Annotated in this window: 9 protein-coding genes; 6 read left to right on the forward strand and 3 right to left on the reverse strand. The window is 70.2% G+C overall.

The features are described from left to right. Positions 1 to 70 precede the first annotated feature (70 nt). From PHA84_RS05905 to PHA84_RS05920, 4 genes are read left to right on the forward strand one after another with little or no spacing between them, the layout of a single operon-like run. Positions 71 to 1,612, forward strand: coding sequence for a xanthine dehydrogenase small subunit (locus PHA84_RS05905; RefSeq protein ID WP_270887176.1), 1,542 nt, complete (start codon positions 71 to 73; stop codon positions 1,610 to 1,612). After that, positions 1,609 to 4,056, forward strand: a complete 2,448-nt coding sequence (xdhB, locus tag PHA84_RS05910; protein WP_270887177.1) for a xanthine dehydrogenase molybdopterin binding subunit — start codon at positions 1,609 to 1,611, stop codon at positions 4,054 to 4,056. The genes PHA84_RS05905 and xdhB overlap by 4 nt, the downstream gene beginning before the upstream one ends. A 1-nt stretch (position 4,057) precedes the next feature. Further along, positions 4,058 to 4,879 (forward strand): xanthine dehydrogenase accessory protein XdhC, encoded by an 822-nt coding sequence (gene xdhC, locus PHA84_RS05915; RefSeq protein WP_270887178.1) that lies wholly within the window; start codon positions 4,058 to 4,060, stop codon positions 4,877 to 4,879. Further along, positions 4,876 to 6,177 carry a guanine deaminase gene (locus tag PHA84_RS05920; RefSeq protein WP_270887179.1) on the forward strand — a complete coding sequence of 434 codons (1,302 nt, stop codon included), beginning with the start codon at positions 4,876 to 4,878 and terminating at the stop codon, positions 6,175 to 6,177. Before xdhC ends, PHA84_RS05920 begins: the two co-directional genes overlap by 4 nt. Positions 6,178 to 6,329: 152 nt before the next feature. Here the strand turns inward: PHA84_RS05920 and aceB are convergent, their stop codons facing one another. Next, positions 6,330 to 7,940 (reverse strand): malate synthase A, encoded by a 1,611-nt coding sequence (gene aceB, locus PHA84_RS05925; protein ID WP_270887180.1) that lies wholly within the window; start codon positions 7,938 to 7,940, stop codon positions 6,330 to 6,332. Between the two features lie 115 nt (positions 7,941 to 8,055). Between aceB and PHA84_RS05930 the strand changes: the two genes are divergently transcribed. Beyond that, positions 8,056 to 8,832: an IclR family transcriptional regulator gene (locus PHA84_RS05930; RefSeq protein ID WP_270887181.1), complete on the forward strand. Its 777-nt coding sequence runs from the start codon at positions 8,056 to 8,058 to the stop codon at positions 8,830 to 8,832. A gap of 102 nt (positions 8,833 to 8,934) precedes the next feature. Here the strand turns inward: PHA84_RS05930 and acs are convergent, their stop codons facing one another. Next, on the reverse strand, positions 8,935 to 10,983 hold the full coding sequence (acs, locus tag PHA84_RS05935) for an acetate--CoA ligase (RefSeq protein WP_442952837.1): 2,049 nt from the start codon (positions 10,981 to 10,983) through the stop codon (positions 8,935 to 8,937). Positions 10,984 to 11,093: 110 nt separating this feature from the next. Between acs and PHA84_RS05940 the strand changes: the two genes are divergently transcribed. Then, positions 11,094 to 11,954, forward strand: coding sequence for a hypothetical protein (locus tag PHA84_RS05940; protein ID WP_270887182.1), 861 nt, complete (start codon positions 11,094 to 11,096; stop codon positions 11,952 to 11,954). 3 nt (positions 11,955 to 11,957) lie between these two features. Here the strand turns inward: PHA84_RS05940 and PHA84_RS05945 are convergent, their stop codons facing one another. Further along, complete coding sequence (locus PHA84_RS05945) at positions 11,958 to 12,527, reverse strand: AMIN-like domain-containing (lipo)protein (RefSeq protein WP_270887183.1); 570 nt, start codon at positions 12,525 to 12,527, stop codon at positions 11,958 to 11,960. Positions 12,528 to 12,541 lie beyond the last annotated feature (14 nt).

Below are 12,541 nucleotides of genomic sequence, written 5' to 3' on the forward strand. Positions count from 1 at the left end.
AACCATGCACCCTGGCGATGCGCCGGGGTGGATGATGGAGCCCGGACACGGGGCGAACGGGAGCTGCGCCATGACTGCACCGAACGGTCACCAGACCACCGAGCCGCAGGCCACGCACGAGGTCACGGTGAACGGAAAGCCCTGTGGGCTCGCCGGGCTGGACCCGAACACCACTGCGCTCGACTGGCTCCGGGGTCTCGGGCTCACCGGCGCCAAGGAGGGATGCGCCGAGGGCGAGTGCGGGGCCTGCTCCGTCATGGTCGCGCGACCCGACGGTGACGACCGGACCCAGTGGACCCCGGTGAACGCGTGCCTGGTGCCGGCAGCCGCTCTGGTGGGCGGTGAGGTCGTCACCGCGGAGGGACTGGGCTCTCCTGAGATGTTGCATCCCGTCCAGCGTGAGGTCGCCGTGCGGGGCGGTTCGCAGTGCGGCTACTGCACCCCCGGCTTCGTCTGCAGCATGGCGGCCGAGTACTACCGGGCAGGCCGTCGACCGGTTCCTGCTGCCGGAGACCGTCGACCGGACCCCAGCCAGAACGGGCACGAACCGGTCGACTCGGTGCACCAGGCCCCGGACCACGAGCACGGGCCCAACGGCTTCGACCTCCATGCTCTGAGTGGCAACCTGTGTCGTTGTACCGGCTACCGGCCTCTGCGCGACGCCGCCTTCGCGCTGGGGGAGCCGGCGCAGAGCGACCCCTTCGCCGCACGACGCGCAGCACCGGCGCCCGTGGCGGCCGCCATCCGGGTGCACGGCGACACGGGCACGTACGCGAGGCCGGGCGACCTCGGCGAGGCTCTGGAGCTGCTCGCCGAACACCCCGAGGCCGTGCTCGTGGCCGGCTCGACGGACTGGGGGGTCGACGTCAACATCCGGGGGGCCCGGGCGCCCTTCGCCATCGGACTGGACCGGCTCGCCGAGCTCCGCCACCTCGACCTCTCCGACGACGTGATCGAGATCGGTGCGGCCCTTTCCCTCACCGAGGTCGAGCGTGGTCTGGCTGGACGGGTTCCGTTGCTGGACGCGCTGTTCCCGCAGTTCGCGTCCCGGCTGATCCGCAACGGCGCGACCATCGGGGGCAACCTCGGCACGGCCTCGCCCATCGGCGACACCCCGCCGGCGCTGCTGGCACTCGAGGCGTCGGTGGTGCTGACGTCCGTGGCCGGCGAGCGCGTGGTACCGCTCGCCGACTACTTCACCGGATATCGGCAGACCCTCAGGCGCCCCGACGAGCTCGTCCGTGCCGTCCGGGTTCCGATGCCCCTCAGCGGCGTCACGGCCTTCCACAAGGTCGCGAAGCGGCGCTTCGACGACATCTCGAGCGTCGCCGTCGGCTTCGCGCTGGACGTCCGCGACGGTGTGGTGGCCAAGGCCCGGATCGGCCTGGGTGGCGTGGCGGCGACACCCGTCCGCGCGTTGGCCACCGAAGCCGCCCTCGAGGGGCGGTCGTGGTCGGCGGAGGTCGCGCGCGCAGCCGCTGACGTCATGCGCGGCGAAGGGACACCACTGGACGACCACCGCGCCAGCGCGGCATACCGACGGTCGATGCTGGGCACCGCGCTGCTCAAGCTTCATGCGCAGACGGGCGAACGAGAGGAGGTCGGGGCATGAGCGCCTTGTCCGAACGCCCGGCGAACCCCCTTGTGGGACAGGACGTTCCGCACGAGTCCGCTGCGCTCCACGTTACGGGCGCCGCGCTGTACACCGACGACCTCGTCGTCCGTACCCACGGCTGTCTGCACGCCTACCCCGTGCAGGCACCGCACGCCCATGCGCGCGTCACCACCCTGCGGACCTCGCCGGCCCTCGAGGTCCCGGGCGTCGTCAGGGTCCTCACGGCCGACGACGTGCCAGGGGTCAACGACGCCGGCGTGAAGCACGACGAGCCGCTGTTCCCCTCGGAGGTCATGTTCTACGGGCACGCGGTGTGCTGGGTGCTCGGCGAGACGCTCGAGGCCGCGCGGCTGGGGTCGCTCGCCGTCGAGGTGGAGTACGAGGTGCTTCCCGCACTCGTGAGCGTCCGCGACGCGATCGAGGCGGGCAGCTTCCAAGGCGGTCAGCCGCGGATGGAACGCGGGGACATCGACGCGGCGTTCGGGTCCGCTTCGCACGTCTTCAGCGGCGAGCTGGAGTTCGCCGGGCAGGAGCACTTCTACCTCGAGACCCACGCCTCGCTCGCGACGGTCGACGAGAACGGGCAGATCTTCGTCCAGTGCAGCACGCAGCATCCCACCGAGACCCAGGACATCGTGGCGCACGTCCTCGGCCGGCCGAGCCACGCCGTCACGGTGCAGTGCCTGCGCATGGGTGGAGGCTTCGGCGGCAAGGAGATGCAACCCCACGGGTATGCCGCGATCGCGGCGCTCGGTGCGACCCTCACCGGCCGTCCGGTGCGCGTGCGGCTGAACCGCACCCAGGACCTCACGATGTCGGGCAAGCGGCACGGTTTCCATGCACAGTGGCGCGTCGCCTTCGACGACGACGGCCGGCTGCAGGCCCTCGACGCGACGCTGACGTCTGACGGCGGATGGAGCCTCGACCTGTCAGAGCCCGTGCTGGCGCGGGCGCTGTGCCACATCGACAACGCCTACTGGATCCCCAACGTGCGCGTGAACGGACGGATCGCCAAGTCCCACAAGACGTCGCAGACGGCGTTCCGAGGGTTCGGCGGACCGCAGGGGATGCTCGTCATCGAGGACATCCTCGGCCGTTGTGCGCCGCTGCTGGGTCTGGACGCCATGGACCTGCGCCGCCGCAACTTCTACACCGAGGGTCAGCAGACGCCGTACGGGCAGCCGGTCCGGCACCCCGAGCGCGCGGCCGTCTGCTGGGACCAGGTGCGCTCGAGCGCCGAGATCGACCGCCGCAAGGCGGAGGTCGAGCGGTTCAACGCGTCGCACCGCGACCTCAAGCGCGGCCTGGCGATGACTCCGGTGAAGTTCGGCATCTCGTTCAACTTCACGGCCTTCAACCAGGCCGGTGCACTGGTGCACGTCTACAAGGACGGCTCGGTGCTGATCTCCCACGGCGGCACGGAGATGGGCCAGGGGCTGCACACCAAGATGCTTCAGGTCGCGGCCACCACGCTGGGGGTCCCGCTGCACACAGTCCGGCTGGCCCCGACCAGGACGGACAAGGTGCCGAACACGTCGGCAACGGCTGCCAGCTCAGGCGCCGACCTCAACGGTGGTGCGGTCAAGGATGCCTGCGAGCAGATCCTCGACCGGCTCCGGGTGGTCGCCGCGGGCCGGCTCGGGATCGCCCCGGCCGATGTGCGGTTCGGCGGTGGAGAGGTCACCACGGTGGGCGGAGGCCGGTCCGTCCCGTGGGCGGAGGTCGTCAACCAGGCCTACTTCCAGCGCGTGCAGCTGTGGGCGGCCGGCTTCTACCGGACCGAGGGGCTGCACTGGGACTCCAGCGTCATGCACGGCTCGCCGTTCAAGTACTTCTCGTACGGCGTCGCCGCGACCGAGGTCGAGGTCGACGGGTTCACCGGGGCGTACCGCACGCGTCGGGTGGACATCGTGCACGACGTCGGAGACAGCCTGTCGCCGCTGGTCGACCTGGGCCAGGTGGAGGGCGCGTTCGTCCAGGGCGCCGGATGGCTGACCCTGGAGGACCTTCGCTGGGACGAGTCGGACCGGTCCACCCGCGGACGCCTCGCGACGCAGGCCGCGAGCACGTACAAGCTGCCCAGCTTCTCGGAGATGCCCGAGGTGTTCAACGTCGCCCTTCTCGAGCGAGCGCATGAGGACGGCGCCATCTACGGCTCCAAGGCCGTCGGCGAGCCGCCCCTGATGCTCGCCTTCAGCGTGCGCGAGGCCCTGCGCCAGGCGGCGGCAGCCTTCGGGCCACCCCGGGTCAGCGTCGACCTGGCTTCTCCAGCCACTCCCGAGGCCGTGTACTGGGCCCTGGAGCAGGCCCGGCGGCATACCGAGCACGGCCATGTCGTCGAAGGTGCCCCTGGCGCGGTGCCCGACCAGCCGGACGTGGACGCCCACCCGCTGCGGCCGCACTCCGAGCGGGCTGCCCAGCCGGCTCCGGTGAGGACCTGACGTGAGCTGGCTGGCGGCCGTCGAGCGGCTGCGGCACGAGAGACGAGCAGGTGTGCTGGTCACTCTCACCAGCGTCCGTGGCCACTCGCCCCGAGCCGCAGGCGCGAAGATGGTCGTAGCCGAGCGGGAGGCCTGGGGCAGCATCGGGGGCGGGAACCTGGAGGCGACCGCGGTGGATCGAGCGCGACGCATGCTCCAGGCAGGTGCCCGGTCGCCCGCGGAGCTGGAGCTGGCGCTCAACGACAAGGCCCCGGTCGAGCATGGACAGCAGTGCTGCGGCGGCGAGGTGAAGGTGCTGCTGGAACCCTTGGCCGTCGTGCCGTCCGTCGCGATCTTCGGCATGGGTCATGTCGGCCTGGAGCTGGCTCGCGTCCTGGCCAGGCACGACCTCGAGCTGCACCTGGTCGACTCGCGCGCCGACCAGCTGACCACCGGACGCCTCGAACCCCTGGCGGACGCGGTGGCCCACGTCCACCCGCACCACGCCCCCGTGCCTGAGCTGGTCCTCGGGCAGGTGCCGGCCGGGACACATGTCCTCGTGATGACCCACGACCATGCCGAGGACGCCGCGCTGTGCGATGCCGCTCTGCGCTGCGGCCACCTGGGGTCGATCGGCCTGATCGGCTCCACTGCGAAGTGGCGCAGGTTCGAGCGCCGCCTTGCGGCAGAAGGACATTCGGCCGGGGATCTCGCCCGGATCCGGACGCCCATCGGCCACCCCGACCTCACCGGCAAGGAGCCGGCGACGATCGCGTTGAGTGTCGCCGCGGACCTTGTCCGAACGTTCGAAGCGCAGCGATCGCCGCGCGGGGTCTCCCGGTGACCCTCTACCGGGCGACCGTCCTGGATACCCCGGCAGACCCCTTCATCGGCGGGCAGCTGCGCTGCGAGGAGGACGCTGGCGTCGTCGTCGAGGACGGTGTCATCACGGCACGCGGCCCTTACGCCGAGATCCGCCGGGCCCATCGCGATGAGCCGGTGGTCGCGCTTAGAGAGGGCATGCTGCTCCCCGGGCTGGTCGACACGCACGTGCATTTTCCGCAGGTCCGCGTCATCGGCGGGCTCGGGATGCCGCTGCTCGACTGGCTGGACCAGTGCGCCCTCCCGGAGGAGGCCCGGCTCGCCGATGCCACGTACGCACGCGGGGTGGCGGCGGACTTCGTGACCGGGCTCGTGGACGCCGGCACCACGACGGCCCTGGTCTTCGGCTCGCACTTCGCGTCAGCCGTCGATGTCATGTTCGAGGTCGCCCAGCGGGCGGGTCTGCGCGTGACGACAGGGCTCGTTGTCTCGGACCGCAGCCTGCGTCCGGAGCTGCTGTCCACCCCGGACCGGGCGTACGAGGAGGCGCGCGCGCTGGCCGAGCGCTGGCACGGCAACGGCCGACTGAGGTATGCCGTGACACCTCGCTTCTCCTTCTCGGCGAGCGACGCCATGCTCGAGTCCTGCGCCGCCACGTTCAAGGAGGTCTCGGGCAGCTGGTTCACCTCTCACGTGAACGAGAACCTTGCCGAGATCGATGCAGTGGCAACGCTTTTCGACGGGGCCCACTACGTCCAGACCTACGCCAGGCACGGGCTCGTGGACCGGAGCTCGGTGCTCGCTCACAACGTCCACCCGAGCGAGGAGGAGCTCACCCTGCTCGCCGCGCTGGGCGCCTCGGTGGCGCACTGCCCGACCAGCAATTCTGCGCTGGGCAGTGGCCTCTTCCCGCTGCGACGGCATCTGGATCACGGCGTGCGAGTCGCCCTCGGCTCCGACGTCGGAGCCGGCACCGGGTTCTGTCTGTTCAAGGAAGGTTTGCAGGCGTACTTCATGCAGCAGCTGCTGGGCCGTGACGGCGTCGCCTTGACGTCGGCACACCTGCTGTGGCTGGCGACCGCGGCGGGAGCCGACGCGCTGGGCCTGGCCGAGGAGGTCGGCGACCTGTCCGTCGGCAAGCAGTTCGACGCGATCTGGGTCCTGCCGGAGACTGGCGACCCGTTGGCGGTGGGGCTCGGCAACGCCAAGTCGCCGCTGGACGCCCTCGCAAAGGTGTTCGCGCTGGGAGCCACGTCGGACATCGCCGGGGTATGGGTCGGTGGCGAGCAGGTGGCAGCAGGCCGGTTCCGCCGGCCGTAGGCTCCTCCGACTCCTCCCGCTCCTCCGAAGTCTGGGACTTCGGGCCTCAGCCCGGCGTGTCGCGCCGAAGTCCCAGACTTCAGGAAGCCACGGGGTGCGGGGGCCGCCTCGGGAGAGGCGCCGGTATGGCGCGTGCGCCGGGGGGCGCCCCGTCAGGCCTGTTCGCGGCGCAGCACCTCGGCGTAGGCAGGCAACGTCAGGAAGTCCGGGAAGTCGGGGTCGATCGCGCACTCGACGAACAGGCGCCGCGCCGCCTCCCAGGCTCCCTCGGCGAAGGCCTCCTCGCCCACCGAGCCACGCAGCGCGGCATACTCCTCCTCCACCACCCGGTCGACCAGCTCGCGGGTCACCGTCTCGCCGGAGGACAGCGACGCGCCGGAGTAGAGCCACTGCCAGATCTGCGAGCGCGAGATCTCCGCGGTGGCCGCGTCCTCCATGAGGTTGTGGATCCCCACGGCGCCGTTGCCCTGCAACCAGGACTGGAGGTACGCGATCCCCACCGAGACGTTGCCGCGCAGACCCTCCTCGGTCCGCTCTCCAGGAGTCGAGGCAGCGTCGAGCAGGTCGTCGGCGGATACCGACACGTCGTGCCGCTGGACGTCGAGCTGGTTGGAACGTTCACCGAGCACTCCGCTGAAGACCTCCGTGCACAGCTCCACCATCCCGGGGTGGGCCACCCATGAGCCGTCGAAGCCCGCGTTCGCCTCGCGCGTCTTGTCCTCCCGGACCTTGGCGAAGGCGCGCTCGTTGACCTCGGGGTCCTTCTTGCTCGGGATGAAGGCCGCCATCCCTCCGATCGCGAAGGCCCCACGCCGGTGGCAGGTCTTCACCAGCAGGTCGCTGTACGCCTTCATCATCGGTGCGTTCATCGTGACGGCGTTGCGGTCGGGCAGGGTGAAGGACGGGCCACTGTCCCGGAAGTACTTGATGATCGAGAACAGGTAGTCCCACCTACCCGCGTTGAGCCCGGCGGCATGGTCCCTGAGCTCGTAGAGGATCTCCTCCATCTCGAAAGCCGCGGGGATGGTCTCGATGAGCACCGTCGCGCGGATGGTGCCGTGCGGGATGCCCAGGCGTTCCTGGCTGAAGGTGAACACGTCGTTCCATAGCCGGGCCTCGAGATGCGACTCCATCTTCGGCAGGTAGAAGTAGGGCCCGCTGCCGCGCTCGATGAGCTCGTGGGCGTTGTGGAAGAAGTAGAGTCCGAAGTCGACCAGTGCGCCTACCAGCGGCTCCTCGTCCAGATGCAGGTGCTCCTCGTCCAGATGCCAGCCGCGGGGCCGGGGGAGGATGACCGGGATGGCCCCGGGGTCCTTGAGCGCATACTCCTTACCCTCCGGTGAGGTGAACGAGATGGATCGGCGTATGGCGTCGCGCAGGGTCACCTGCCCTCCGACGACGTTGACCCAGTGGGGCGTGTTCGCATCCTCGAGGTCGGCCAGCCATACCCTGGCGCCCGAGTTGAGGGCGTTGATGGCCATCTTGCGCTCGGTGGGGCCGGTGATCTCAACACGACGGTCCCGCAGGTCCGCGGGCGCCGGGGCGACCTGCCAGTCGCCCTCACGGACCTCACGCGTCTCCTCCAGGAAGTCGAGCCGCCCCGTCTTCGAGACCTCGGCGCGACGCGCCTGCCGGGCCTGAAGCAGCTCGGCACGCCGGCGGGCGAACCGCGTGTGGAGCTCGGCGAGGAACTCCAGCGCCTCGGGCGTCAGGATCTCGTCGCTGCGCTCGATCGGGCCGCCGGTCACGGTGATGTCGGGCATGGTGGCTGGTCCTCACAGAGTGGGTGGCTGGCGCGCCCGATCACGGGCGCAGGCACTAGGATAGTTCCATGATACGAAATCTTCTTCTCATTCAGAATGGCGTGAGGAGAGATATATGAGTGCCGACGCCACCGCGGCAGCGAAGTCAGGCGGTGTCCAGTCCCTCGAGCGGGGGTTCGCCATCTTGGAGACCATGGCCGACGCCGGCGGTGTCATCAGCCTGTCCCAGCTGGCGAGCGACGCCGACCTGCCGCTGCCGACCATCCACCGCCTCGTTCGCACTCTGGTCAGCCTCGGGTACGTGCGCCAGGAGGCGTCGCGCCAGTACTCCCTCGGGCCGCGGCTCATCAGGCTCGGCGAGACGACCTCCCGGATGCTCGGCCGCTGGGCACGCCCCCATATGGAACAGCTGGCCCATGAGCTCGGAGAGTCCGTCAACCTCGCCATGCTCGACGGTGACCAGGTGGTCTACGTCGGCCAGGTGATGGCGTCGCAGAACTCGATGCGGATGTTCACCGAAGTGGGACGCCGCGTACTACCGCACTCCACCGGCGTGGGGAAGGCCATCATGGCTGGGCTCGACCCCGACGACGTACGAGCCCTTGTCGGCCGGACCGGGATGCCCGCGCGCACCCAGCACACGATCACCACGCCCGATGGGCTCCTGGAGGAGCTGCAGCGCACGCGTGAGCGGGGGTACGCCTTGGACGAAGGGGAGCAGGAGGTCGGGGTCCGGTGTGTCGCCGTGGCGGTGCCGGGTGTCCCGCAGCTTCTCGCTCTCTCCGTCTCGGGGCCGCTGCCCCGGATGACCGACGAGTTCGTCGAGCGGGCGACCGGTCCACTGCATGCCGCGGCCAGGGCAATCGCGGCGCAGATGCTGGGCGACGCCTGACGGGCGCCGTGTCGCTCGGAAGTCCCAGACTTCGGCTCCGAGGGCGGCGTGTCGCTCCGAAGTCCCAGACTTCGGGAAGCGCGGGCGGGCCGGGGCAGGGGATCAGTCCTCGGTGGAGCCTGACATCCCCGCCTTGATGAGGTTCATCACCGAGGAGTCCGCCAGGGTCGTGACGTCGCCCACCTCGCGGTTCTCCGCGACGTCGCGCAGCAGCCGGCGCATGATCTTCCCGGACCGGGTCTTCGGCAGCTCGGGCACCACCATGATCTGGCGCGGCTTGGCGATGGGCCCGATCTCCTTCGCGACGTGGTTGCGCAGCTCCTGGACCGTGTCGTCCCCGTGGTCCTCGACGCCACCGCGGAGGATGACGAACGCGCAGACCGCCTGGCCTGTGGTGTCGTCGGTCGCGCCGACAACGGCAGCCTCCGCCACCGACGGATGCGAGACGAGGGCCGACTCGATCTCGGCCGTGGAGAGCCGGTGTCCGGACACGTTCATGACGTCGTCCACGCGCCCGAGCAGCCAGATGTTGCCCTTCGCGTCGTACTTGGCTCCGTCTCCGGCGAAGTAGTACTTCTCGCCGAACCGCGACCAGTACGTCTCCCGGTAGCGCTCCGGGTCTCCCCAGATCCCGCGCAGCATCGCGGGCCACGGCTTGGTGAGCACGAGGTATCCGACGGCCTCAGGATCGTGCAGCGGCTGACCCTCGTCGTCCAGGATCTCAGCGCTGATGCCGGGGATCGGTCGCTGTGCCGAGCCGGGCTCGAGCTCCGTGACGCCGGGCAGCGGGCTGATCATGATCGCGCCCGTCTCGGTCTGCCACCAGGTGTCGACGATCGGCGTGCGGTCACCGCCGATGTGCTTGCGGTACCAGAGCCACGCCTCCGGGTTGATCGGCTCGCCGACCGAGCCCAGCAGCCGCAGCGACGAGAGGTCGTACTTCGCCGGGATGTCGTCACCCCACTTCATGAACGTGCGGATCGCCGTCGGCGCGGTGTAGAGGATCGAGACCTTGTACTTCTCGATGATCTCCCACCAGCGGCCCTGGTGCGGCGTGTCGGGGGTGCCTTCGTAGATGACCTGCGTGGCGCCGTTCGCCAGGGGCCCGTAGACGATGTACGAGTGCCCGGTCACCCAGCCGATGTCCGCTGTGCACCAGTAGACGTCGGTCTCCGGGTGGAGGTCGTGGACGATCGCACTCGTGTACGCCGTCTGGGTCAGGTAGCCGCCAGTGGTGTGGAAGATCCCCTTCGGCTTTCCGGTCGTACCGGAGGTGTAGAGGATGAAGAGAGGGTGCTCGCTGTCGTGGGGAACCGCCTCGTGCTCGTCCGCAGCTGCGTCGACGACCTCGTGCCACCACAGGTCGCGCTGCTCGTCCCAGGCCACGTCGCCCTCGGTGCGCCTGACGACCAGCACCTTCTCGACGGTCGTGTCCCCGCTCACGGCATCGTCGACCGCAGGCTTCAGCGGGGCGGCCTTCCCGCGCCGGAACTGCCCGTCGGCGGTGATGACGAGCTTGGCCTGTGCGTCCGCGATGCGGGTACGCAGAGCGTCGGCCGAGAAGCCGCCGAACACCACTGAATGCGGTGCGCCGAGCCGGGCACAGGCCAGCATCGCGATGACGGCCTCCGGGATCATCGGCAGGTAGATCGCGACCCGGTCGCCCTTGGCGACCCCCAGGCTCTCCAGCGCGTTGGCGGCCTTCGCGACCTCGCGCTGCAGCTCGGCATACGTGAGGGTGCGGGTGTCGCCGCCCTCCCCCTCGAAGTGGATGGCGACCCGGTCGCCGTTCCCGGCTTCGACGTGGCGGTCCACGCAGTTGTATGCCGCGTTCAGCTCACCGCCCACGTACCACTCGGCGAAGGGCGCCCCGGTCCAGTCGAGCGTCTGCGCAAAGTCGGTGGTCCAGCTGAGCCGCTCACGGGCCTGTCGCGCCCAGAACGCCTCGTGGTCGGCCGTCGCCTCCTCGTAGAGGTCCGCCGTGCCGTTGGCCTGGGCGGCGAACTGCGGGTCGGGTGACAGGTCAGGCGCGTTGCCCCCACTCTGGCTCGCGCTGTCGCTCGCGGACTGGCTCGCGGACTGGCTCGCAGACGTCTCGGACACTGTTCCTCCTGGCGGCGATGCAGGCGGCCCACCGGAGGGTGGGCGCATGACGATGATCCTTCCCCAAGCCAACCCGGATCGGGCGTCCGCATCAAGGCCAGCGGTGGCAGGTCTCGGCCGACGGACGGACGGCACGACAAGCGGCTAGCCTCACCACCGTGAGCACGACGAGACGTCCGGACGTGGCGGAGCTGACCGACGAGACTCAGCGGCCCCCGGGGATATGGGTCCGGACGGCGCCGGTCCGCCGCCGCGTCTGGCCCCTCCTCTCGGTGCTTCTCGGCGCACTGCTGTGGTGGCCGGCCGGCTTCTGGGGGAGGCAGCCGTGGCTGCATCTGCCGCTGCAGGGCATGAAGGGTGACCTCTTGCTCCTCGGGACGATCGCGGCCGCCGCCTCGGTGTCGCTCGTGGCGCGCTCTCCGTGGCCGCGGTTCGTCATCGTCCTCGTCTTCAGCGGCCTGGGGTGGCTCATCGGCCCAGTCGAGGCTCGGTACCCCGACGAACGAGAGATCCTCGTCATCATCCTTGCGGTGGGGGCGTTCCTCGGCGTGGTCCTGGGGGCCAGGGGCTCCAAGGGACCCCTTGCCGCTGCGACGGTGCTGGCGGTCGTCGCCGGGGTGTCTCCCGCGAGCTGGCCCCATGGGGCCCCGTTGGCAGTGGCCCTCGCCCTGCCCTTCACGGTGGCCACGTGGCAGCGCGTGGCTCCGACCGTGCTCAGCGTCGCCCGGATCCTCCTGACGTGGCTGGTCTTCGGTGTGCTGGCCATGGCCGTTCGCTCCGGCTGGGGGGTCCTGCACCCGAAGCTCGGGGCAGGGTCCAAGCGTGGCGCCATCCGGCTGGTCGCTGCCGCGATGGCGGACTTCCTGCGGACGCACTGGTGGGGGGCGGCCGAGGGACTGTTGCGTGGGGTTGCGGGCTGGTTCTGGGTGGCCCTCGCCATTGCCGTGGTCATCGGCACGGAGCGAGCGCTGACCGCGGCTCTCAGCCGCCGCTCAGCGCCCGCTCCTGGCCGGAGCTGACCGTCACCAGTGGTGGGCGACGTCGATCACGAGCCGGCTGGTGGTGGCGTCCTGGATGGTGAAGGCCCGGAAGGGGAGCCTGGCGCGCACGCCGACCCCGATGGTGCTCTGGCCCTCGAAGCTTCCCGCCCAGGCAACCTGGCGGAAGGTGGTGAAGCCGCTGACGTTCACGGCCTCGCGGCGGTTGGCCGGTTGGTACGTGACGGTTCCGGTCGGGCTGACGACGCCCGCCTTCACGACGACCTGGAGCTTGGCGCCCCCGCGTAGCGGGACGAGATCGCCCTTGCCCTCGGTGTACACGTTGGTGACGTACCCGACGCGGTAGCCGACAGGCTTGCCCTTCAGGTCGACGACGAGGCGGTCGAAGCACGTGTGCCGCCCGGCCCGGATGTTGGTGAGCGGCCCGACATTCATGGTGCTGGCGCTCTTGGTGAGCGAACCCCAGGTGATGCCGCAGTATGGCGCGGCCTGGGCGGAGGTGCTGGAGACGGCGAGGGGCAGTACCCCTGCCGCCAGAGCGAGGACGAGTGACCGGATGGCCACTGGCTTGCGCACGATCTTCGTGATGTTCATGGTGTCCTCCTTCG

This window comes from Pedococcus sp. 5OH_020, assembly GCF_027812955.1.
Classification (GTDB): Bacteria; Actinomycetota; Actinomycetes; order Actinomycetales; family Dermatophilaceae; genus Pedococcus.